Annotated in this window: 22 protein-coding genes; 11 read left to right on the forward strand and 11 right to left on the reverse strand. The window is 60.1% G+C overall.

All coding sequences use genetic code 11. From position 1 onward, the window contains the following. The first annotated feature begins 142 nt into the window (after positions 1-142). The 3 genes from ACSQ36_RS19915 to ACSQ36_RS19925 are packed head-to-tail and all read left to right on the forward strand — an operon-like array spanning position 143 to position 2,220. Positions 143-760 carry a cytochrome b/b6 domain-containing protein gene (locus ACSQ36_RS19915; RefSeq protein WP_436183289.1) on the forward strand — a complete coding sequence of 206 codons (618 nt, stop codon included), beginning with the start codon at positions 143-145 and terminating at the stop codon, positions 758-760. A gap of 3 nt (positions 761-763) precedes the next feature. After that, positions 764-1,552, forward strand: coding sequence for a molybdopterin-dependent oxidoreductase (locus ACSQ36_RS19920; protein ID WP_436183290.1), 789 nt, complete (start codon positions 764-766; stop codon positions 1,550-1,552). Positions 1,553-1,587: 35 nt separating this feature from the next. Further along, positions 1,588-2,220 carry a hypothetical protein gene (locus ACSQ36_RS19925; RefSeq protein ID WP_436183291.1) on the forward strand — a complete coding sequence of 211 codons (633 nt, stop codon included), beginning with the start codon at positions 1,588-1,590 and terminating at the stop codon, positions 2,218-2,220. Positions 2,221-2,236: 16 nt separating this feature from the next. Here the strand turns inward: ACSQ36_RS19925 and ACSQ36_RS19930 are convergent, their stop codons facing one another. From ACSQ36_RS19930 to ACSQ36_RS19945, 4 genes are all read right to left on the reverse strand, one after another. Beyond that, the gene (locus ACSQ36_RS19930; RefSeq protein WP_436183292.1) at positions 2,237-4,477 is read right to left on the reverse strand and encodes a xanthine dehydrogenase family protein molybdopterin-binding subunit; all 2,241 of its coding nucleotides are present in this window, start codon (positions 4,475-4,477) and stop codon (positions 2,237-2,239) included. A 27-nt stretch (positions 4,478-4,504) separates the two neighbouring features. After that, the gene (locus ACSQ36_RS19935) at positions 4,505-5,515 is read right to left on the reverse strand and encodes an FAD binding domain-containing protein (RefSeq protein ID WP_436183293.1); all 1,011 of its coding nucleotides are present in this window, start codon (positions 5,513-5,515) and stop codon (positions 4,505-4,507) included. Positions 5,516-5,528: 13 nt separating this feature from the next. Continuing rightward, positions 5,529-6,197, reverse strand: coding sequence for a 2Fe-2S iron-sulfur cluster-binding protein (locus tag ACSQ36_RS19940; protein WP_436183294.1), 669 nt, complete (start codon positions 6,195-6,197; stop codon positions 5,529-5,531). 183 nt (positions 6,198-6,380) lie between these two features. After that, complete coding sequence (locus ACSQ36_RS19945; RefSeq protein ID WP_436183295.1) at positions 6,381-7,427, reverse strand: FUSC family protein; 1,047 nt, start codon at positions 7,425-7,427, stop codon at positions 6,381-6,383. A gap of 298 nt (positions 7,428-7,725) precedes the next feature. Between ACSQ36_RS19945 and ACSQ36_RS19950 the strand changes: the two genes are divergently transcribed. Further along, positions 7,726-9,174 (forward strand): NAD-dependent succinate-semialdehyde dehydrogenase, encoded by a 1,449-nt coding sequence (locus ACSQ36_RS19950; RefSeq protein WP_436183296.1) that lies wholly within the window; start codon positions 7,726-7,728, stop codon positions 9,172-9,174. A gap of 17 nt (positions 9,175-9,191) precedes the next feature. Here the strand turns inward: ACSQ36_RS19950 and ACSQ36_RS19955 are convergent, their stop codons facing one another. Next, entirely contained in the window at positions 9,192-9,428 is a 237-nt protein-coding gene (locus ACSQ36_RS19955; RefSeq protein ID WP_436183297.1) for a hypothetical protein, read from the reverse strand. Between the two features lie 87 nt (positions 9,429-9,515). Here ACSQ36_RS19955 and ACSQ36_RS19960 point away from each other — a divergent pair, with 87 nt between their 5' ends. After that, on the forward strand, positions 9,516-9,788 hold the full coding sequence (locus tag ACSQ36_RS19960; RefSeq protein WP_436183298.1) for a type II toxin-antitoxin system Phd/YefM family antitoxin: 273 nt from the start codon (positions 9,516-9,518) through the stop codon (positions 9,786-9,788). A 45-nt stretch (positions 9,789-9,833) separates the two neighbouring features. Here the strand turns inward: ACSQ36_RS19960 and acnA are convergent, their stop codons facing one another. The 6 genes from acnA to ACSQ36_RS19990 all read right to left on the reverse strand — a co-directional run bounded on the left by acnA (position 9,834) and on the right by ACSQ36_RS19990 (position 18,119). Beyond that, positions 9,834-12,551 carry an aconitate hydratase AcnA gene (acnA, locus tag ACSQ36_RS19965; protein ID WP_436183299.1) on the reverse strand — a complete coding sequence of 906 codons (2,718 nt, stop codon included), beginning with the start codon at positions 12,549-12,551 and terminating at the stop codon, positions 9,834-9,836. Between the two features lie 72 nt (positions 12,552-12,623). Further along, positions 12,624-14,075: a bifunctional 2-methylcitrate dehydratase/aconitate hydratase gene (locus ACSQ36_RS19970; RefSeq protein ID WP_436183300.1), complete on the reverse strand. Its 1,452-nt coding sequence runs from the start codon at positions 14,073-14,075 to the stop codon at positions 12,624-12,626. Between the two features lie 21 nt (positions 14,076-14,096). Then, complete coding sequence (locus tag ACSQ36_RS19975; RefSeq protein ID WP_213766691.1) at positions 14,097-14,624, reverse strand: hypothetical protein; 528 nt, start codon at positions 14,622-14,624, stop codon at positions 14,097-14,099. A 142-nt stretch (positions 14,625-14,766) separates the two neighbouring features. Next, positions 14,767-15,939, reverse strand: coding sequence for a bifunctional 2-methylcitrate synthase/citrate synthase (gene prpC / locus ACSQ36_RS19980; protein WP_436183301.1), 1,173 nt, complete (start codon positions 15,937-15,939; stop codon positions 14,767-14,769). A 30-nt stretch (positions 15,940-15,969) separates the two neighbouring features. Then, positions 15,970-16,965: an HpcH/HpaI aldolase/citrate lyase family protein gene (locus ACSQ36_RS19985; RefSeq protein WP_436183302.1), complete on the reverse strand. Its 996-nt coding sequence runs from the start codon at positions 16,963-16,965 to the stop codon at positions 15,970-15,972. 167 nt (positions 16,966-17,132) lie between these two features. Next, positions 17,133-18,119, reverse strand: a complete 987-nt coding sequence (locus tag ACSQ36_RS19990) for a malate dehydrogenase (RefSeq protein WP_213766688.1) — start codon at positions 18,117-18,119, stop codon at positions 17,133-17,135. A 560-nt stretch (positions 18,120-18,679) separates the two neighbouring features. Between ACSQ36_RS19990 and ACSQ36_RS19995 the strand changes: the two genes are divergently transcribed. The 6 genes from ACSQ36_RS19995 (at position 18,680) to ACSQ36_RS20020 (ending at position 23,201) form a co-directional block, all read left to right on the forward strand. Then, positions 18,680-19,468, forward strand: a complete 789-nt coding sequence (locus ACSQ36_RS19995) for a GntR family transcriptional regulator (protein WP_436183303.1) — start codon at positions 18,680-18,682, stop codon at positions 19,466-19,468. Positions 19,469-19,624: 156 nt separating this feature from the next. Continuing rightward, the gene (gene sdhC, locus ACSQ36_RS20000) at positions 19,625-20,035 is read left to right on the forward strand and encodes a succinate dehydrogenase, cytochrome b556 subunit (protein ID WP_436183304.1); all 411 of its coding nucleotides are present in this window, start codon (positions 19,625-19,627) and stop codon (positions 20,033-20,035) included. 2 nt (positions 20,036-20,037) lie between these two features. Then, on the forward strand, positions 20,038-20,412 hold the full coding sequence (sdhD, locus tag ACSQ36_RS20005) for a succinate dehydrogenase, hydrophobic membrane anchor protein (protein ID WP_089162203.1): 375 nt from the start codon (positions 20,038-20,040) through the stop codon (positions 20,410-20,412). A 3-nt stretch (positions 20,413-20,415) separates the two neighbouring features. Then, on the forward strand, positions 20,416-22,194 hold the full coding sequence (sdhA, locus tag ACSQ36_RS20010; protein WP_213766685.1) for a succinate dehydrogenase flavoprotein subunit: 1,779 nt from the start codon (positions 20,416-20,418) through the stop codon (positions 22,192-22,194). A 15-nt stretch (positions 22,195-22,209) separates the two neighbouring features. Beyond that, positions 22,210-22,914 (forward strand): succinate dehydrogenase iron-sulfur subunit, encoded by a 705-nt coding sequence (locus tag ACSQ36_RS20015; protein WP_031362534.1) that lies wholly within the window; start codon positions 22,210-22,212, stop codon positions 22,912-22,914. A gap of 14 nt (positions 22,915-22,928) precedes the next feature. Then, the gene (locus ACSQ36_RS20020) at positions 22,929-23,201 is read left to right on the forward strand and encodes a succinate dehydrogenase assembly factor 2 (RefSeq protein ID WP_436183305.1); all 273 of its coding nucleotides are present in this window, start codon (positions 22,929-22,931) and stop codon (positions 23,199-23,201) included. The last annotated feature ends 20 nt before the right edge of the window (positions 23,202-23,221 follow it).

Genomic DNA, 23,221 nt, shown 5'->3' on the forward strand with positions numbered 1-23,221 from the left:
CAGCGTGCGGTCGCTAAGATGCAATCCAGACGAGGCCTGCGCGCGTAGCACCGTGCAACGCGGCCATGTGTCCATCAAGTCCCCCGAATCCTCGAGCCACAGCATCTCGCATCCTGTTCGATCCATCCACCACGAGACGAGCTTGAACCCATCTTCGACTCAACTTCCGGCTCATGCCATCACCCAGCCCGGCTGGGTTCGCATCACGCACTGGATCAATGCGCTGGCGGTCGTGGTGATGGTGACGAGCGGCTGGCAGGTCTATAACGCCTCGCCGATTTTTCGTTCGTTCGTTTTCCCGCCGAGCATCACGTTGGGCGGATGGCTGGGCGGCGCGTTGCTGTGGCACTTCGCGGCCATGTGGGTGCTGGTCGCGAACTTCCTGGTGTACGTGGGGATGAACGTCATCTCCGGACGATTCCGCCGCAAGCTGTTTCCGCTCAGCATCAAAAGCCTGTTTGGCGATCTGCGCGCCGCGCTGACCGGCAAGCTCAAGCATGACGATCTCACGCACTACAACGCCGTGCAGAAGGCTGCGTATCTGGCGGTGATCGTGGACATTGTGGTCGTCATCTTGTCGGGCCTTGCGGTCTGGAAGTCGGTGCAATTCCCGTGGCTGCGCGACCTCATGGGCGGTTACGACAACGCCCGCGTGGTCCACTTCTTCGCGATGAGTTTCCTGGTGGCGTTTTTCGTGTTGCACGTGGTGATGGTCGCGCTCGTTCCACGCTCGTTGTTGCTGATGATCCGGGGCCGCTGAACCATGCTGAACAGAAAGAGCGAACTGATTGCCGCGAACGCGAAGCTCGATGTCGACAACATCCTCAAAGACGCGCGCAACGAATTGAAGGCGCCGGCGCGGCGTCTTTTCGGCAAGCGAATTCTGTCGCTTGGCGGTCTCATGCTGCTGTCGGGCTGCAATATTTCCGACGATAAATCCGTCAACACCGTGTTGCGGACCATGTCGCGTTTCAATGACGAAGCACAAGCGTTCCTCTTCGATCCGAACAAGCTCGCGCCGACCTATCCCGAGTCGATGATCACGCGGCCGTTCCCGTTCAACGCGTTCTATGACATCGACGATGTACCGATCGTCGATGCAGCTACATACAAGCTGCCGGTCGGTGGACTGGTGAAGGGCAAGAACGTCTGGACGCTTGAAGAACTGCGCGCGTTGCCGCAGGAAAGCCAGGTGACGCGGCACATCTGCATTGAAGGATGGAGCGCGATCGGCAAGTGGGGTGGTGTGCGTTTCTCCGATTTCCTCAAGCGTTCCGGCGCCGACACCACGGCCAAATACGTCGCGTTCCATTGCGCGGATAACTATTCAACCAGCATCGACATGCCCACGGCGCTGCATGCCCAGACGCTCCTGACGCTGACGTACGACGGGCAGGTCTTGCCGCCGAAATACGGCTTCCCGATGAAGCTGCGCATGCCGACGAAGCTCGGCTACAAGAACCCGAAGCACATCGTCTCGATTACCGTGACGAACGAATATCCCGGTGGTTACTGGGAGAACCAGGGTTACAACTGGTTCGGTGGTGCCTGAATTTTCTCGCGTCAAATACTAAAACTGGAGCCTCCATGTCAATTTCCTCATCCACATCATTGCGTTTGAAACTCGGTGTTTCCGTTGCTGCGCTCGCGTTTGCCAGCGTTGCGTTTGCTCAGGCGCCGGCGGCTAAACCAGCGCGTATTCGTGGCGATATCGTCTCGTTGTCCGGCGATACGCTGACCGTGCATCGTCGCAGCGGCGACACGGTAACCATCGACATGAAGCAGGACACGCCGGTCACGGCCGTGAAGAACATCAAGCTCTCCGACATCAAGACCGGCTCGTTTATCGGCACGGCCGCAACCACCGGTACCGACGGCAAGATGACGGCGACCGAAGTGCTGGTGTTCCCGGAAGCGGCACGCGGATCGGGTGAAGGCCACTATGCGTGGGACCTTTCGCCGAACAGCACGATGACGAATGCAAACGTCGATCAAATCGTGACGGGCACGAGCGGACGTGATCTGAAGCTCTCGTACAAGGGCGGCAGCAACACGGTGACGGTACCGGACGGCGTGCCGGTGGTGACGTTCGCGCCAGCCGCGCGCACGGACCTGGTCGCCGGCAAGAAGGTGTTTATCGTGGCGTCGCCGGTGAGCGGTACCGAGTTTGCAGCTTCGCGCGTAGTGGTTGAGAAGGATGGCGTCGCGCCGCCGATGTAATGAGGCGCTAAGGCCTTTATGCGGATCCGGGCGCGGCTAACAGGTCCTCGATCCGCACCGGAAGATTACGCACGCGTATGCCCGTCGCGTGATACACGGCATTCGTAATGGCAGGCGCAATGCCTGCCATGCCGATCTCTCCGATCCCGCGCGCGCCGAGCGGATTCAGCGCGAAATCCGGATAGTCCAGGAACGTCACGTCCATCTTTGGCGAGTCGGCATGCGTCGTCATCACGTAGTCGGCGAGGTTACGGTTCAGCGGCGCGCCGGAACGCGAGTCGTAGTGCGTCTCCTCGAAAAGCGCCATGCCGACGCCCATCACGATCGCCCCTTCGATCTGGTTCAGACCCGTGCGCGCGTTAATGATCTTGCCGCCATCGATCACGCTCACGACCCGGCTCACGCGTAACCGTGCAGTTTCCGGCTGCCACGTGACCTCGATAAAGTGCGCGCAATACGAGTGAATCGACACTTTGTCCGCATCGGCATCTGACTGGCTCGAACCGGAACGACCTCTGCCTATCAGGATGCTGACCTGCGCAGGCGCCAGGATTCGTTCGAACGGCACGCCCGCTCCGGGCGAGGTCCCCTTGCGATAGACCATGCCTTGTTCGAAACCCAGCGCGTCCACCGACTGCCCTTTGAACGGCGAGTTGTCCGCCTCGGCAGCAGTCGCGAGAAGCTGCTGGACGACCGCCTGGGTGGCCTGCGTCACGGCGGGAACCAGCGACGCGGTCACCATCGAGCCACCGGACAACGGTCCTGGCGGCAAACGGGTATCGCCGATCACCACGGAAATCTTGTTGAGCGCGATACCCGTCAGATTGGCGACCATCTGGGCCAAAACGGTGTAGGTACCCGTGCCGATGTCCTGCGTCGCCGTCGACACGCGAGCGGTCCCATCGCCATGCAGTTCGACGATCGCCTCCGCAGGCAATCGCCTCGCCGCCCACGACCCCGCTGCCATGCCCCATCCGAGCACCAGGCCGTCACGGCGCATCGAGCCGACAGCAGCGGTTCGGTTCGACCAGCCGAACTTATCGGCGCCGAGCGTCATGCACTCTTTAAGATGCCGCGATGAGAAAGGCACATTCCGGCTCTCGTCCATCGTGGGCTCGTTGATCAACCGCAAGTGGAGCGGATCGACGCTGAGCTTGATGGCGAGTTCGTCGACGGCCGACTCGATCGCGAACAGGCCCGGCACCGCGCCCGGGCCGCGCATCGACGTGCTGGGAGCAATGTCCCGGCGTGCAAAGGCGGCAGTCACGCGCAGGTTAGGCGAGCTGTACAGATAGCCCGTCGTCTCGCCGCAGTTCTCTTTACGTGTTTCCCGGCGAGCCGTCTGATAGATATAGTCTTGCTGGAACGAGGTGAAATGCCCATCGGGCGTGGTCGACAAACGCATGCGCTGCTGCGTGCTGGTACGGTGGCCTACGTTGTGAAACATCATCTCGCGGGTCACCACCAGCTTGACCGGGCGCTGCAGATTGCGCGCCGCAGCGCCTGCGAGCAATGAGTGCGACCACGGAAACAGTTTGCCGCCGAACCCGGAGCCAAGGTATTTCATGATGACGCGCACCTGATCTTCCGACACGCCGAGCATCAGCGCCATGACTTGCCGCTGGTTCACAATCGACTGCGATGTTTCGTAGAACGTATAATTTGTGCCGTCGAATGCGACAACGGTCGCGTGCAGTTCGATCGGGTTATGCGTTTCGATCGGCGTGGTGTAGGTCTGGTCGAGCTTGAGCGCATCGGGTGCATTGGCGAAAGTGGTGTCAACGTCGCCTCGTTGCGTATCGACCGAAGGCGTGTTTTCTGCCGACATCTCCGTGCGCACATCGGGTGGGCTCGTCGAATAGCTTACCTTCACCGCGCCGGACGCCGCGGTTGCCTGCTCGAAGGTATCGGCCACCACCACGGCAATGTACTGGCCGTAATAGTAGATGTTGTCATCCTCGAACGGCGGGCGCTTCTCATCGATTCTCGCATCAGAGGCGAAGCCGATACGATAGAACTTGCCGATATTCTCGCGTGTGAAGACCGCTTTCACGCCGGGCATTTTCGCGGCCGCAGCGGTGTCGAGCCGCATCACGCGTCCCTTGCCGATGGTCGCGCAAACGGGCACCGCGTAGAGCATCCCGGGCAAGATGAAATCCGACGTGTACGTCGCGAGGCCGCTTACCTTGAGCGGGCCATCAATTCTTTGGAAGTCACCGCCAATAAATGGCTGCGCTTTCTTCGTAGCTAATTGCATTGTCTTCTCCGCGACGCGAACATCGAGTCAGGCAGTCTGGGTGGCAAGCGTGAGTGCGTGCTGAATGCAGCGCTTCGCCAACTCGACCTTGAAGCCGTTCTGGCTTTGCGGGCGGGCTGACTGAAGCGCGGCTTCGGCTGCCGCACGAAACGCAAGGGCATCGGGCGCGCGTCCGAGAAGCGCCGCTTCCGCCTCGTGCGAACGCCATGGCTTCACGCCCACGCCGCCCAGCGCGATCCTGACGTGGTCGATCCTACCCGACGATACAGTCAGGACAACTGCTGCCGATGCCAACGCGAACTCATACGATGCACGGTCGCGCAGTTTCAAATAGACGCTGCGACTACCGGGCATCGGCGCGGGCAGCGTCACGTGGGTGATCAGCTCGCCGGCATTGAGCGACGTTTCGCGTTCAGGCGTAGTGCCGGGCAACAGGAAAAAGTCGTCAATGGCGATGCTTCGCCTGGCCTCCGGACTCTCGGTGTGGACGGTCGCTTCGAGCGCCGTCATCGCGACATTCATGTCCGACGGATTGGTCGCGATGCAGTGGTCGCTCGTTCCCAGGATGGCGAGATTACGGTTGAAGCCCTCGATTGCGGAGCAGCCGCTGCCCGGTTCGCGCTTGTTGCAAGGTGTTTTCGTATCGCGGAAGTAGATGCAGCGCGTCCGTTGCAGCAGGTTGCCGCCGGTCGTCGCCATGTTGCGCAACTGCGCCGAGGCGCCCGACAGCAGCGCCTGGGACAACACGGGATAGTGCACCTTGATCAACGGATGATTCGCGAGATCGGCATTGCGAACCATTGCGCCTATCGTGACGCCGCCGTCGAGTGTTTCGACCTTATCGAGCGGCAGGCGGTGGATGTCAATGACTTGCGTCGGGCGCTCTACGTCGAGCTTCATCAAGTCGAGCAGGGTCGTGCCGCCGGCCAGGAAGCGTGTCGATGGCATGCCTGGAGGGTTGACTGCGCTGGTCTGCGCCATTGCCATGTTCAGTGCCTGTTCGACATCGGCCGCGCGCTTGAGCTGAAAGTGTTCCATTCGTTCGCTCCGTTTAGGCTTTCTGGCGAACTTGCTGGATCGCGGAGACGATGTTCGAATAGGCGCCGCAGCGGCAGATATTGCCGCTCATTGCCTCTTTGATGTCCTCGTCGCTGTGGCCGTAGGGTTCTTTAAGCAAGGCGACGGCGGACATGATCTGCCCTGACGTACAGTAGCCGCATTGAAAGCCGTCATGTTCGACGAAGGCTGCTTGCATCGGATGCAGGTTGCCTGGCCGTCCTATGCCTTCGATAGTTGTGATCGCTTCGCCTTCGTGAGTGGCCGCAAGGCTCAGGCACGAATTCACGCGCCTGCCGTCCACATGGACCGTGCAGGCGCCGCATTGGCCATGGTCGCAACCCTTCTTGGTGCCGGTGAGGCGGAGGTGTTCGCGCACGCAATCGAGCAGCGTGGTTCGCGGATCGATATCCAGTTCATGGAGCGTGCCATTGACGTTCAATCGTACATGAACGCTGTCATTGTCCGTTGGCACGCCGCCGCTTGGCGCAGCGTTCTGGCTTGCATCGTCGGAATCCGCGAGCGCAAGAGAATGTAGTTGGCCGGTGCCCATTGCGACGCCCGCCGCACCGACTCGTGTCAAAAAAGAGCGGCGCGTCACGCGCTCGAAGAGCGTGGCCGGCTCATCGTCAGTAGCGTCCGGCCGTTGAGGCTTGTCGTTCATGAGTCAAACTCCCGTTGAAGCACGGATAGAAGAGGACCGAGATCGTCTTGGCATTCGATACACATCATAGGCAACCACGGTGGCGTAAAGATGGCCGGGAGATGGCGGCCAGATGGCGCAGCGTCTTCGAGCCGCGCGCGTGCGTTGCCTGACGACCGCCTATGGGTGGCGGCCGCTCTTTTTCTACTCGCGTTTATCCAGCACTTCGACTGTCGCGATCAGATCCCCAAAGTCCTGCACCAGCAGGTTCAGCACGAAGGGCAGGACGGTATTCTTTTCCATCGATTCACATGCGTTGTTCGATGCCGTTCTCAGCCTCTCGAACGACGCCCGTGCAAGCCGGACGTTATCGTCCTGATGGCTTTGATCGGCATCGAGCGCGGCAGCTAATGTTTTCGATAACTCCGCGAATGCGTCGGCGGTCACTTTCAGCGCGTCGCGGTTGATTGCGCTCAGTCGCCCCGCAAGTTGTGGATCGCCGGTGAAAGCCTGACCCAGAAACAGCGCGTCGCGATGCAGCCGCGTCAGCATGGGCGCGACCTTATCGATCACGTTCCCGCGCGAGCGCTTCACCGGCACGATGATGTGCTCGCGGCCGGCTTCGGTGATGGCGTCATCGAGTGCCTGCTCCGCGGCCGCAGATTGCCGATGCAGACGCTCGGCTTCGTTCGCGTCATCGGGCTTGCGCAGAGTCAGCGTGATCAACTCGCCTAACGCCAGGACGATGTCACTCGCGCGATCGTGGGCTGCATTGATCGCGCGGTTCGGCATCAGGAACGCGACGAGAAGCGCCGCGCCCGCGCCGATCAGGATTTCGAGCACACGGTCGATCGGCCGTTCGTACGGCGAGCCCAGACCGCTTGCCGGAATCAGCACAACGACGACGAGCGTGACGCAGGCGAGCCGGAGGGTTGGACGCCAGGCAGCTAGCGCTGCGAGCGGCAAGAGCGCGATGGCGAACACGATAAGCGGCTGGGCGCCCCGCAGGATGGCGAACAAGCCGACCACGCCGACCACTCCACCGATCACCGCCCCAATGATCTGGTCGCGGCCGGTGTTCAACGCCTGGTTGAGGCTGGGCTGCGTGACGACAACCAGGGTGGTGATAACCGCCCAGTAAAGCTCGGGGAGCGTCGCGAGTTTTGCGACGTAGTAGCTGAGCAGGCAACTGATGAGCGTACGGGCGAAGCGCTGGAGTTCCGGCGCAGACGTGAGTTTTTTCGTGAGCACTAGGGGTTTATTGGATGAATTCCGTTAGGTTTGTCTGGCTCGGGCTTGGGCGGTGCGTTTGCGAACGGCGGCGGAGCGGAATCCCTGATCGTTGCCGCCAGTCGTAGTGGTCAGTTTAAGGGTAAAGCCGCTTGCAGCGGCCCGTGGCGACGCCCCCATTCACCGCCGCGAGCAAAACCCGCCTGATCGCGTTACCATAAATGGCTGATTCGCCGGGTTTCGGATGTTGAGAATGTTGGAATGTTGAACAGACCCCGGCGGCAGTTTCCCCGATAACCACGACCATCAGGAGCCAAGCATGAGCGACAGCACTTTATCGCGTCATTATCCGAACACGCAGTTGTACATCGACGGTGCATGGCGCGCGGGCAGCCGCGACACCGCCGTCGTCAATCCGGCGACGGAAGCGGAAATCGGCCGTCTCTCGCTGGCCGGCGAACAGCATCTCGCCGACGCCGCCGAGGCCGCCGGACGCGGTTTTGCGGCCTGGCGCAAGGTATCGGCATTCGAGCGCAGCAAGCTGATGCGCCGTGCCGCGCAAAACCTGCGCGACCGCGCCGAGGAAGTGGCCGCGATCATGACCATGGAGCAAGGCAAGCCGCTGGTCGAGTCGCGCATTGAAGTGCTGGGCGCAGCGGACACCATCGACTGGTTCGCTGAGGAAGCGCGGCGGACCTACGGCCGCGTGATCCCGGCGCGTGCCGGCAATGTGCGCCAGATCGTGACGCGCGAGCCGGTCGGCCCGGTTGCCGCCTTCACGCCGTGGAATTTCCCGATCAATCAGGCTGTGCGCAAGGTGTCGGCAGCGCTCGCGGCAGGGTGCTCGGTGGTCCTGAAAGGACCGGAAGAAACGCCGGCAAGCTGCGCGGCGCTGGTTCAGGCTTACATCGATGCAGGGTTGCCCGCTGGCGTGCTGAACCTCGTGTTCGGCGTTCCCGCTGACGTTTCGAAGTTCCTGATCGCGCATCCGTTGATCCGCAAGATCTCGTTCACGGGCTCGACGGCAGTCGGCAAATTGCTGGCCGCGATGGCCGGCGAGCACATGAAACGCGCCACGATGGAACTCGGCGGCCACGCGCCCGCGCTGGTTTTCGCCGATGCCGACATTCCGCGCGCCGCGAAACTCCTGGCCGGCGCCAAGTTCCGCAATGCTGGCCAGGTGTGCATTTCGCCGACGCGGTTTATCGTCGAAGAATCCGCTTATGAGGAGTTCACGGAGCATTTCGTCGCGACGGCGAAGAAACTCAAGGTCGGCAATGGTCTGGAAGACGGCGTGCAAATGGGCGCGCTTGCCAACGGCCGCCGCCTTCAGGCGATGGAACGTCTGGTCGCCGATGCTGTTGAGCAAGGCGCCAAGGTGCTGACGGGCGGCGAGCGAATTGGCCGTGAAGGCTATTTCTTCGCGCCGACGGTGCTCGCCAATGTACCGATGTCGGCTCGCATCATGACGGAAGAACCGTTCGGCCCGATCGCGCCGATTTCGACTTTCAAGTCTTACGACGAAGCTATCGCGGAGGCGAACCGCTTGCCGTATGGTCTGGCAGCGTATGCGTACACGCGCTCGAGCGCGACGTCGGCGGCGGTGGGTGAGGACATCGAAAGCGGTATGGTGTCGATCAACCACCACGGGCTGGGAATTCCCGAGACGCCGTTCGGCGGCGTGAAGGATTCGGGTTATGGCTCGGAAGGCGGCAGCGAAGCGATGGAAGCGTATTTGGTGACGAAGTTTGTGAGTGAGGCGCGGTAAGTAGGCTTCACCTAGCTTCAAGTAAAAACGCGACGCGGCCTCTGGCTTCGTCGCGTTTTTCTTTGTTCGGCGCTTTCGCCCGGAGTTTTACGGACATCTTGTATCCGTTCAAAATCTGAATCTAACCCGACATTCGGCATCGACATAAGCAGTTTGATGAACTTAACGATTCGGGCTTTGGCCTCGGGAGATTTATTCGCTTCCTCTCGTTCGGCGCGCAAACGACTGATCTTTCTGATGACAATTTTTTTCATTCTCTCTCCCGGATGCTGCTGACCAGACGCATGATTACGTCGAAGATCGTGCAATGATCCTACGTTACCAAATACCTGGATCGAAGAATGAAATCATGCACGCTCAAAGAACTTCGTATCAGCGTCAAAAAAATTCTGCATGAGGTCAGCAACGACCACACGCCGACGTTGATCATCCGGCGGAACGGAAAGCGCGTTGTGATGGTTTCGGAGAGCGAATACAACAGCATGCAAGAGACGCTGTATCTCCTTGGTTCGGCGAAGAATGCAGAACGGCTGCGCGAATCCGTTGCTGAATTCAAAGCGGCAAACCCGAAAAAAAACCCGGCCGAAGCCGGGTTCAACGTTCCCGCGTCCTGATCTCAAAAGGGCGCGGTCACCTGCAAAAAGCTACTGCGGAAACACTTACGCTGCCAGCAGCGAGCGCAGCACGAACGGCAGGATCCCGCCGTGCTTGTAATAATCCACTTCAATCGGCGTATCGATACGCAGCAGCACCGTCACGCGCTGCGCGCTGCCATCCTTGCGATGGATCACGAGCGTCACTTCCTGTTGCGGCTTGATATCGGACGTAAGCCCTTCCAGGTCGAACGTTTCTTCGCCCGTGATATTGAGCGACTGCACGCTGTCCGACCCCTTGAACTGCAGCGGCAACACGCCCATGCCGACCAGGTTCGAACGGTGAATCCGCTCGAAACTACGCGCCACAACCAGCTTCACGCCGAGCAATTGCGTACCCTTCGCTGCCCAGTCGCGCGATGAACCCGTGCCGTACTCTTCGCCCGCGAACACAATAGTCGGTGTGCCTTCGTCGATGTACTTCATGGCTGCATCATAGATCGACATTTCTTCGCCGCTCGGCTGGAATATCGTCACGCCGCCTTCCACGCGCGAACCGTCATCCTTCAGCGGGATCATCAGGTTCTTGATCCGCACGTTGGCGAAGGTACCGCGCATCATCACGTCGTGATTGCCGCGACGCGAGCCGTAGCTGTTGAAGTCGGCCTTCTGCACGCCGTTCGCCTTCAGCCACACGCCTGCGGGCGAGCTTTCCTTGATCGAACCAGCCGGGCTGATGTGATCGGTCGTGACCGAGTCACCAAAAATGCCCAGCGGACGCGCGCCCTTTACTTCAGGGATGCTGTCGGCCGGCGTCATCGAGAAGTCCTTGCCGAAGAACGGCGGCTCGGCAATGTACGTCGACTTCGGCCAGTCATAAACCTGACCCGCTTCGCCTTCGATCTTGCTCCACAAGTCGCCGGTCTTCGTGAGTTCGGCGTAGTTCTTGCGGAACGCATCGGCGTCGAGTGCGTACTTGAGCAGCGCGTTGACTTCTTCGCTCGTCGGCCAGATGTCGCCGAGGAAAATGTCCTTGCCGTTCTTGCCCTTGCCGACCGGTTCCGTCATCAAGTCGACCGTCATGTTCCCGGCGATGGCGTAAGCCACGACCAGCGGCGGCGATGCCAGGAAGTTCGCGCGGATGTTCGGGTGAATACGCGCTTCGAAGTTACGGTTACCGGACAGCACGGCGGCTGCCACGATGTCGTTCTTCGTGATCGCGTCGTTCAGTTCCGGCGTCAGGTCGCCTGCGTTACCAATACACGTCGTGCAGCCGTAAGCGGCCAGCGTGAAGCCGAGCTGGTCGAGGTACGTCAGCAGGTTGGTCTTCGTCAGGTACTCGGTGACGATCCGCGATCCCGGCGCCAGCGACGTTTTGATGTGCGGTGCAACCGTCAAACCCGCTTCCACAGCCTTCTTGGCGAGCAGACCAGCGGCAAGCAAGACGCTCGGGTTCGACGTGTTCGTGCACGACGTGATGGCGGCGATCAGGATGTCGCCATTCTTCACATCGACCTTGTTCGTGGTCGTGTATTGCTTGCCGAGATCGGCGGCTTTCTTGCCGAAACCGTTGTCGCTGACAGCTTTCGAGAAGAGTTCGGTGAAGTTCGATTTCACGTTACCGATTTCGATACGGTCCTGCGGGCGCTTCGGACCTGCCAGCGACGGTGCCACCGTGCCGAGGTCGAGCGTGACGGTCTTCGTGTAGTCGATGTCGCCGGCCTTCGGCACGCCGAACAGGTTTTGCGCCTTGAAATAAGCTTCGAACGCCGAGATTTCTGCGTCGGTACGGCCCGTTCCCTTGAAGTAATCGATGGTCTTTTCATCGACGGGGAAGAAGCCCATGGTTGCACCGTATTCCGGCGCCATGTTGCCGATGGTCGCGCGATCCGGCAGCGACAGCGACTTCGTGCCTTCGCCAAAGAACTCGACGAACTTGCCGACGACCTTCTCTTTGCGCAGCATTTCGGTGACGGTCAGCACCAGGTCGGTCGCCGTCACGCCTTCGCGGATCTTGCCCTTCAGCTCGACGCCGACCACATCCGGCGTCAGGAAATACACCGGCTGGCCGAGCATGCCGGCTTCCGCTTCAATACCGCCCACGCCCCAACCCACCACGCCGATACCATTGATCATCGTCGTGTGGCTGTCCGTGCCGACGAGCGTATCCGGGTAATACACGGTGTCGCCGTCGACCGTCTTCTTGTGCACGCCGCGAGCCAGATATTCCAGGTTCACCTGGTGCACGATACCCACGCCCGGCGGCACGACCTTGAACGTATCGAAGGCTTGCATGCCCCACTTCATGAACTGGTAGCGCTCGTTATTGCGCTGGAATTCCAGCTTCATGTTCAGGTCGAGCGCGTCTTTCTGACGGAAGTAATCGATCTGCACCGAGTGATCGACCACCAGATCGACCGGCACGAGCGGCTCGATAGCCTTCGGGTCCTTGCCTGCGCGCTTCGCGACGCCACGCATCGCGGCGATATCGGCGAGCAGCGGCACGCCGGTGAAATCCTGCAGCACGACGCGCGAGACGACGAACGGGATTTCATCGGTACGATCCGCGACCGGCTTCCAGTTCGCCAGTTGCTTGATGTGTTCTTCGCCGATCTTCTTGCCGTCGTAGTTGCGCAGCACCGATTCCAGCACGATGCGGATCGACACCGGCAGGCGTTCGATCTTGACGTTCAGCGCCTTTCCGAGTGCGGGCAACGAGTAGTACTTGCCTTTGCCGGAACCGCTGTCGAATTCCTTGAGCGTTTTGTGGAGATTGTGGGCCATGTTTTTTTTCCTTGGTTTAAACGAGGAAATACCTTCGAAACGTTTGATCTAAAAGCGGGTGAAGAATCCTGACTAAATCACGTACAAATCTACATATTCATTGACCGGCATTGCTTCGAGCGTTGCCTGATCCAGCGATACCGCGAGGATCGCCTCTTGCTGCTTGGCTGGGAAACGCCGTGCGAGATTGGTCCTGAACTTTTCGACCAGAAGGGGAATGCCGTCTTCCCGGCGACGCTTATGTCCAATCGGATATTCGACGACTACCTCGTCGAATTTGCTGCCGTCGTTGAACTCGACCGTCAGCGCATTAGCGATCGAACGCTTCTCCGGATCGTGATAATCCTTCGTGAATTGCGGGTCTTCCACGCATTCCATCTTCGCGCGCAACGTGTCGATACGTTGATCCTTCGCTATGCCGTCTTCGTAATCCGAAGCGGTCAGGCGACCGTGAATCAACGGCACGGCGATCATGTATTGAATGCAGTGATCGCGATCGGCGGGGTTATCGAGCGGACCCTTTTTATCGATGATGCGAATCGCCGCTTCGTGCGTGCGGATCGTGATCTTCTTGATGTCTTCAACACGCTTACCCGTTTCCGCGAGTTTGGCGTGCAAGGTCATTGCCGCTTCCACCGCCGTTTGCGAGTGGAATTCAGCCGGGAACGAGATCTTGAACAGCACGTTCTCCATCACGTACGAGCCGTATGGACGCTGAAACTTGAACTGGTTGCCCTTGAAGAGCACGTCGTAAAAACCCCATGTTTTAGCGGTCAGAACCGACGGATATCCCATCTCGCCCGTCTTCGCGATCAACGCGAGACGCACGGCGCGCGAGGTCGCATCGCCGGCGGCCCATGACTTGCGCGAGCCCGTATTCGGCGCATGACGATACGTGCGCAGCGAATGACCATCGACGAAGGCCAACGAAACAGCATTGATCAACTCATCGCGCGTCAGGCCGATCATCTGACCGACCACTGCCGTTGAGGCGAGCTTCACCAACAAAACGTGATCGAGCCCAACCTTGTTGAACGAATTCTCCAGCGCGATACAGCCTTGAATTTCATGCGCCTTGACCATCGCGATCAGGACGTCTTTCATCGACAGAGGCTTCTTCCCCGTAGCCACCGCATTACGCGACAGCCAGTCGGCCGTTGCCAGGATGCCGCCGAGATTGTCGGACGGATGGCCCCATTCGGCAGCGAGCCACGTGTCGTTGAAGTCGAGCCAGCGGATCATTGCGCCAATGTTGAACGCAGCCTGAACCGGGTCGAGCTGGAAAGAGGTGCCGGGCACCTTGGCGCCGTTGGGGACAATCGTGCCGGGCACGATGGGTCCCATCAGCTTGGTGCAGGCAGGATAAGTCAGTGCTTCGAGTCCGCAGCCGAGCGTGTCGATCAGGCAGTTGCGCGCGGTGTCGAGTGCGAGCGTGCTGTCGACTTGAAAGTTGAGAACGTAGTCGACGATATCGACTAATACTCGATCCGGCTCGGGCCGGACGTTGGAAATCGGTGCGGACATCGAAAAACCTCTGGTAAAAACTTACTTGACGTTCTTGATCAGTGCGTTGGATTGCGTCGGAGCCGGCGTGCCTGCTGCAGCCATTTCATCCGTCTTGCATTCGTCGGCGAGACGCGACGAGTCCTTGTCCGAGAACAACATGGCCTTGCTCGGGATCACGACGAGGTCCATGCCCGTTGCTGCATCGTGGAAGCGGTCTGCGCCGGTCGTGGTGTTTTCACGCGGCAATTGATAGTCTTTCTTCGCCCAGTTCACGGTAATGACCTGGTCACGCTTCATGTCGCCTTTCAGGTAGAAGGCCAGGCCTTCATTGCACGACCATTTCGTCGAACCTTCCGGGATCGGGTCCACTTTTGCTGCCGCTTTAGCTTCCGTGGCGGGTTTACGCTTGATCAGGCGGCGTGCCGGCGCCGGGCGTTTTGCGACTGCCTTCTTGGCCGTGGTGGTGGTAGTGGTCGTCGTGGCGTCTGCGGCCAGCGCGCTCGTGGTGGCGAGCATGCCCGAGAGGGACAGGGCGCCGACAACGCTAGCGATCAGGAGTTTATTCATCAATGACAGCCTTTCTAAATTTCGTTTAAATGTTCAATCGGGGTCGTTGCAGCGCCAGTTCGCGGGGTGAAATGACCGGCTGCATTGGCCCGTTTTGCGAAAGCACGCGCGCCGATTCGGGCTATCCGGCGCACGCAGCGCGCTATTTTCGCTTATTTATAGATTGGAACTTCAGATTTTCGGGACCGGTGTAATTTGCACTCGGCCGGATGATCTTGTTGTCGATACGTTGTTCAATGATGTGAGCGCTCCAGCCCGAGGTCCGCGAGATCACGAACAGCGGCGTGAACATGGCCGTGGGCACGCCCATCGCGTGATATGAAACGGCGCTGAACCAGTCCAGGTTCGGGAACATCTTCTTCGCGTCCCACATCGTTGTTTCCAGGCGCTCGGCGATGTCGTAGAGCTTCGTGTCGCCGGCTTCCTTAGCCAGTTTTTTCGCGATTTCCTTGATCACCTTGTTGCGCGGGTCTGAGATCGTGTACACCGGATGACCGAAGCCGATCACCACTTCCTTTGCGTCAACGCGACGACGGATATCGGCTTCCGCTTCATCGGGCGTCTGATAGCGCGATTGAATGTCGAATGCGGCTTCGTTCGCGCCGCCATGCTTCGGGCCTCGCAATGCGCCAATGCCGCCGGTAATGGCCGAGTACATGTCCGAGCCCGTGCCGGCGATTACGCGACAGGTGAACGTCGATGCATTGAACTCGTGCTCGGCATACAGGATCAACGAAGCGTGCATTGCATCGACCCATGACTTCGACGGCGGAACACCATGCAGCAAATGCAGGAAATGCCCGCCGATGGAATCGTCATCGGTCTCGGTTTCAATGCGCCGGCCGTTATGAGAATAGTGGTACCAGTACAGCAGAATCGAGCCGAGCGAGGCCATCAGGCGGTCGGCAATATCCTTGGCGCCGGATATGTTGTGGTCTTCCTTCTCGGGCAGCACAGTTCCAAGCACGGAGACGCCGGTGCGCATCACATCCATCGGGTGAGCGGATGCGGGAATCCATTCCAGCGCAGCTTTCAGGTTCGCGGGAAGGCCACGCAAACCCTTGAGCTTGGCCTTGTACGTCTTGAGTTCAGCGACCGTGGGCAGCTTGCCATGCACGAGCAGATACGCGATCTCCTCGAACTCGGAGGTCCCGGCAATATCCAGGATGTCGTAGCCACGATAGTGCAAGTCATTGCCCGTCTTGCCGACGGTGCACAGCGCGGTGTTCCCCGCTGTCACGCCCGACAGCGCGACCGATTTCTTCGGTTTGAAGCCGCCGGTGGCGGGTGCTTCTTTCGCTAACGTATCGCTCATTCGACCCAGTCTCCTGATATGTAGAACGCGTTACTTGTCTTGTGAAAAAAGCGTCTGTGCGCCTTCGGGCAGCGCCTGGGCCGACGCTTTCGCGCGGCGCAGCACCGACCAGTAATACCGATAGCTTGCGCGATCGTGCAGCGTGTCCTGATACCGTGTCGGTCCCCACTGCGCGTTTTGCGCGGCGAGCAGGATCTCCGTGGCGGTCGCAATCTCGTCTTGCCGCGGCAGGAAGGCATCGACGATCGGCCGGATCTGATCCGGGTGAATGCTCCACATGCGCGTGTAGCCAAACTCGTTGCGGGCGCGCTGGGCGTCGCCCGCGACCACGCTCATATCGCGCACTTCGGTGGAGACGTTATGCGACGCCACCTTGCCATGCGCGTGGCAAGCCGCCGCGATCTCCAGCTTCGCGCGCCGCACGAGCGGATGATCGAACTGGCCGGGCGAGCGCATTGCAGTGTCGGGGATCGCGCCGTTATGCGCCGACACAAAGTCCATCAGCCCGAAGCTCAGCGCTTCGACGCCAGGAAGCGCCGCGAGTTCGAAGACCTCGGCCAGCGCGCCATGCGTTTCGATCAGCAACTGGCACGGAATAGCGTGCTTGATCCCAAGCTCACACCGCGACGCTTCGATGAACGCGACCATCTCGACGGCATCGAAGACGCTGCGAATCTTGGGCAGCGTGACATAGGCGGGCGCTTTTTTGGCGGCGCGCAGGATGATGCGCACGTCGTCGCGCCATGCGCGGTTCTGGAAGTCGTGAATACGCACGCCGACGCGACCGAAGCGGTCGTCCTCGCTGCCGAGAAACGATGCCACCAACTCGGCGTGCGACGCTTCCTGACCGACTTGCGCGCCGTCCTCGCAGTCGAGCGTAACGTCGAACACTGGGCCGAGTTGCGCCTGGAGGGCGAGCGATTTCCTGATCAGCTTTTCGCTTCCTGCATAGTGATCGCAGGGGGGCATCACGGCGGGTGGAACGTCGCCTTCAAACAGGACTTCGGCGGGGGTGAGAGCGCGCATCGTCGGCGTCGGGTTGCTTGTAAAGAGGGTGGAAACGCGGATTCGGGTGGGTTCGGACGTTATTCAAGGCGCCATCAGACGCCAGATGCCAAACGCACTCGAATCAGCAGCGAGCGCCGGCCTTGTGGCCAGGCGCTCGCGTGAAACGCAAAGACTGCCAGACCCGCTTACTTGCCCAGCAGATGCGCAACGCCTTCACGCTCTTCGAGCAATTCGTTCAGCGTGCCGGTCATTTTCTCGCGCGAGAACGCGTCGATTTCCAGGCCTTCAACACGCTTGTATTCGCCGTTTTCGCACGTCACGGGAACACCGTAGATGATGTCTTCCGGGATTTCATACGAACCATCAGACGGAATGCCCATGGTGACCCACTTGCCGTTCGTGCCCAGCACCCAGTCGCGCACGTGGTCGATAGCCGCGTTGGCCGCCGACGCTGCCGACGACAAACCACGCGCTTCGATGATCGCCGCACCGCGCTTGCCGACGGTCGGGATAAACGTGTTGCGGTTCCATTCGTCGTCGCTGATCAGCTTGGTCAGCGACTCGCCTTCCACCGTAGCGAAACGGAAATCCGGGTACATGGTCGGCGAGTGATTGCCCCACACAGCCAGCTTTTCGATAGCAGCAACCGGCTTGCCCGACTTCGATGCCAGTTGCGACAGCGCGCGGTTGTGGTCCAGACGCAGCATGGCCGTGAAATTCTTCTTCGGCAGATCCGGCGCTGACTTCATCGCGATATACGCGTTCGTGTTGGCCGGGTTGCCGACCACGAGCACCTTGATGTCGCGGCTTGCCACTTCATTGAGCGCCTTGCCTTGCACCGTGAAGATTTCAGCGTTAGCGGACAGCAGGTCTTTGCGCTCCATGCCCTTCGAACGGGGACGGGCGCCGACCAGCAACGCGACGTCGGCGTCCTTGAACGCGACCTTCGGGTCGTCGGTGACGACCACGCCGGCCAGCAACGGGAACGCGCAGTCTTCCAGTTCCATGACAACGCCCTTGACGGCGCCTTGCGCCTGCGGCAGGTCGAGCAACTGAAGGATGACCGGCTGATCCTTGCCTAGCAGGTCGCCATTGGCGATGCGGAACAGCAGCGAGTAACCGATTTGACCTGCGGCGCCGGTGACGGCAACGCGCTTTGCGGACTTAGCCATTGAGAACACTCCTGAACGGTGCGTGAAACGCTAGGGGAAAACGCCATTTTAGGCGCGTTACGCGAAGCGTTGATGAAGCATGTGAATCGAACTGCGCGGGCCGCCCCGAAAATCCAATGGCGCCGCGCCTGAAGCGAGATTGTCATTGTCTTTCCGGTAGCATGCCGGCAATCGCAGCCCAACCCTCGTGCTGGGAATCTGGCTCTGCGAGCATGGGGATTTGCGCTGGATCCTGCTGGTTCAGCGCCGCGCAACACCTCATGCGTCGCGTTTTCGAGGGCGCGCGGGCGTTGCAAGAGCGGGGCACTGGCAGCGGCAGCGAACACGAAAGCCGTTCGGCTTGAGGCGGTGAGCGGCAGGGCGTTCTGGTGACCAGCGCTAGGCTGGCCGACGCACCGGGTGCGCCGCATGACACACGCAGCATCCCGCAAACCCTTGCTCGCCAAGGAGTGTAGGATTCGATCAAGGCAAAGTCAACCGTATCATATGTCTTATATAAGACATAGGAATGTCCGGGAAAACGCTAGACGCGACTCGGCGCTTTATGATGAAATGCGCGCATGAATTCGAACCCAGCGAGCACCACGAACCTTCCGGGCGCAGCCGGCGCGACGGAAGTCGTGCCCGCTTCGTCGCCGACGTTCAGCCCGCTATACCAGCAGATCAAGGCCCTGATTACCCAAGGGCTTGAATCGGGCGAATGGAAGCCCGGCGAAATGATCCCCAGCGAAGTCGAACTCGCGGCCCGCTACAAGGTGAGCCAGGGGACGGTGCGCAAAGCCATTGACGAACTCGCCGCCGGCAACCTGCTCGTGCGCCGTCAGGGCAAGGGCACCTTTGTTGCAACGCACAACGAAGATCGCGTACAGTTCCGCTTTCTCCGGTTACTGCCGGAAGACGGCGACCTTCATCCCCACGTGAGCCGATTGCTGGAGTGCCGCCGTTTGCGCGCACCCGCTGAGATCGCTCGCCAACTGGACCTGAAGCCGGCCGACCCCGTCGTGTGTATCAAACGCTTGCTGCAATTCGACGGTGAAACCACCGTTCTGGACGAAATCTGGTTACCCGGCGCGGTTTTCCGCGGGCTGACGGCTGAGCGCCTGGCGGATTACAAAGGCCCGCTTTATGCAATGTTCGAAACGGAATTCGGCACGCGCATGATCCGGGCATCGGAGAAAATCAGGGCGGTGGGCGCGGACGACACAGTCGCGGAATTACTTGGCGTGGCCGTCGGGTCGCCGCTGTTGTCGGTCGAGCGGGTGTCGTACACGTATGGCGACCGGCCGGTGGAAGTGCGGCGCGGGTGGTATGTCACGAACGGCTATTACTATCAAAACGATTTGAGTTGAAACGGGACGTGGATGGCTTGGCGGCGAACCCAAGGGGCGCCTTAAAAGCCTTTCTCACGCGATCAGCAATAGCCTCTTGCGCGGCATTTCGCTGCAGCGCGATATAAAAAGGCGCTAAAATCGCGGACTAGTGTGATAACAAAGTTGGGGTCTAGCATGGCTGAAGCCGTAAAAAAACCAAGACCTGAGTACCGGAATATCGGAATTGCTCAGCTAGCAACCTACCGCTTGCCACTAGCGGGGAAGGTTTCAATTCTTCACCGTATCAGTGGTCTGCTTCTATTCGTATCGCTGCCGTTTCTGCTCTATCTGCTGGACCAAAGCCTGACGTCGGAGATTAGTTTCGACTCCTTCAAGGGCTTTCTCGCCAATCCCCTCATCAAGATCGTCGTCCTCGTGCTTTCGTGGTCCTTCCTGTTCCACTTTTGCGCAGGCATCCGCTTCCTGCTGCTCGATACCCATCGCGCAGTGAGCAAGGAAGGTGGCAAGCAGACGTCCATCGTCGTCCTCACGGTGTCATCTCTGCTGACAATCGTCGTTGCGCTTAAACTCTTCGGAGCCTTCTGAGAATGGCAGCGAATAACAACAATCGAATCGGTCCCAAGCGCCTCGTCGTTGGCGCGCATTACGGCTTGCGCGACTGGCTGGCGCAACGCATTACCGCCGTCGTGATGGCCCTGTACACACTGGTCCTGCTGTTCTGGTTTTTCGGTGCGCGTGATTTTTCGTACGACGGCTGGGCATCCATATTCGCCATGCAATGGATGAAGCTCGCGACGTTTGTCGCGCTGCTCTCGCTCTTCTATCACGCGTGGGTTGGCATCCGGGACATCTGGATGGACTACGTGAAGCCGGTCGGCTTGCGCCTGTTCCTGCAAGTGGCGACGATCCTCTGGCTGGTCGGCTGTATCGGCTACGCGGCACAGATTCTCTGGAGAGTGTAAAGAATGGCTGCAATTAAAACGTCCCTGCCGCGTCGCCGTTTCGACGTAGTTATCGTGGGCGCAGGTGGTTCTGGCATGCGCGCGTCGCTGCAACTCGCTCGCGCGGGCCTGTCGGTCGCGGTGCTGTCGAAGGTCTTCCCGACGCGTTCGCACACCGTCGCGGCTCAAGGCGGTATTGGCGCATCGCTCGGCAACATGAGCGAAGACAACTGGCATTACCACTTCTACGACACCATCAAGGGCTCCGACTGGCTCGGCGACCAGGATGCGATCGAATTCATGTGCCGTGAAGCGCCCGGCGCCGTCTACGAACTCGAACACATGGGCATGCCGTTCGACCGTAACGCCGACGGCACGATCTATCAGCGTCCGTTCGGCGGCCACACGGCGAACTACGGCGAAAAGCCGGTGCAGCGTGCATGCGCCGCCGCCGACCGTACCGGCCATGCGTTGCTGCACACGCTGTATCAGCAGAACGTCGCGGCCAAGACGCACTTCTTCGTTGAATGGATGGCGCTGGACCTGATCCGCGACGCCGACGGCGACGTGCTCGGCGTGACCGCCATGGAAATGGAAACGGGCGACGTCCATATTCTTGAAGGCAAGACCACGTTGTTCGCCACGGGCGGCGCGGGCCGGATCTTCGCGGCATCGACCAACGCGTTCATCAATACCGGCGACGGCCTCGGCATGGCGGCCCGCTCGGGCATCGCTTTGCAGGACATGGAATTCTGGCAATTCCACCCGACTGGCGTGGCCGGCGCGGGTGTGCTGATTACCGAAGGCGTACGCGGCGAAGGCGGCATCCTGCGCAATTCCGACGGCGAGCGCTTCATGGAACGCTATGCGCCGACGCTGAAGGATCTGGCGCCGCGCGACTTCGTTTCGCGTTCGATGGACCAGGAAATCAAGGAAGGCCGCGGCGTGGGTCCGAACAAAGACCACGTCTTGCTGGACCTGTCGCACATCGGCGCCGAGACCATCATGAAACGTCTCCCGTCGATCCGCGAGATCGCGATGAAATTCGCGAACGTCGATTGCATCAAGGAACCGATCCCGGTCGTGCCGACCATCCATTACCAGATGGGCGGCATTCCTACGAACATTCACGGCCAGGTCGTGGGTACGCTGAAGGGCGGCTACGAAGAGCCGGTCAACGGCTTCTACGCGGTCGGCGAATGTTCGTGCGTGTCGGTGCACGGCGCGAACCGCCTGGGCACGAACTCGCTGCTGGATCTGGTGGTGTTTGGCCGCGCGGCCGGCAACCACATCATCAAGCATGCGCTGGAAATGAAGGAACACAAGCCGTTGCCGGCCGATGCCGCCGACGCCGCGCTTGAACGCCTCGCCGTGCTGGAGAACTCGTCGTCGGGCGAATACACGCAATCGATCGCTAACGACATTCGCGCGACCATGCAGGCGCATGCCGGCGTGTTCCGCACGTCGAAGCTGTTGGCGGAAGGCGTGGACAAGATCAAGGAACTGTCCGAGCGCGTGAAGCACGTGCATTTGAAGGACAAGTCGAAGGTCTTCAACACCGCGAAGGTCGAAGCGCTGGAACTCGCGAACCTGATCGAAGTGGCGCGTGCGACCATGATTTCGGCCGAAGCGCGCAAGGAAAGCCGCGGTGCGCATGCGCAAAGCGACTTCGAAGTCCGCGACGACGAGAACTGGATGAAGCACACGCTGTGGTTCAGCGAAGGCGACAAGCTCGATTACAAGCCGGTGCACATGACGCCGCTGACGGTCGAATCGGTGCCGCCGAAAGCGCGTACCTTCTAAGGCAAGGAAATCGAAATGGCAAAGCGTACTTTTGAAATCTACCGCTACGATCCGGACAAGGACGCGGCGCCCCGCATGCAGACGTACGAGATCGAGATCGACTCGCACGAGCGCATGTTGCTGGACGCGCTGCTGAAGCTGAAGTCCGTCGACGAAACGCTGTCGTTCCGCCGTTCGTGCCGTGAAGGCGTGTGCGGTTCGGACGCCATGAACATCAACGGCAAGAACGGTCTGGCCTGCTTGCAGAACATGAACGACCTGCCGCAGAAGATTGTGTTGCGTCCGCTGCCGGGCCTGCCTGTTGTGCGTGACCTGATTTGCGATTTCACGCAATTCTTTAACCAGTATCATTCGATCAAGCCGTATCTGATCAACGACACGCCGCCGCCGGAAAAAGAGCGTCTGCAAACGCCGGAAGAGCGCGACGAGCTCGACGGCCTGTACGAGTGCATCCTGTGTGCTAGCTGCTCGACTTCATGCCCGAGCTTTTGGTGGAACCCGGACAAGTTCGTGGGTCCGGCGGGCCTGTTGCAAGCCTATCGATTCATTGCGGATAGCCGTGACGAAGCGACGGGTGAACGTCTCGACAACCTGGAAGATCCGTACCGTCTGTTCCGTTGCCACACGATCATGAATTGCGTCGATGTGTGCCCGAAGGGACTGAATCCCACGAAGGCTATCGGCAAGATCAAAGAATTGATGGTGCGCCGCGCTGTCTGAGAAGGACTTGTGTCATGAATGACTCCGGGCATCAGTCCGACCCTCTACGCCGCGCACGCCTTCGCTGGCGCGCGCGGCGCGGTCTGCTGGAAAACGATCTGATCTTCGAGCGTTTTTTCAGCCGATATGAGCATGACCTCAGTGACGCGGACGTTGGTGTTTTGACGCAACTGCTGGAACTGGGCGACAACGACCTGATGGACTTGCTGCTGGCACGCAAGGAACCGGAAGGCGAACTGGCCTCGCCGGATATGAGCTGCGTGCTGGAGATGCTGCGCTCGGCCTGAGTTAGTCCACTGAGCCAGCC

It is taken from the genome of Caballeronia sp. LjRoot34 (genome assembly GCF_964253815.1).
Lineage (GTDB): Bacteria > Pseudomonadota > Gammaproteobacteria > Burkholderiales > Burkholderiaceae > Caballeronia.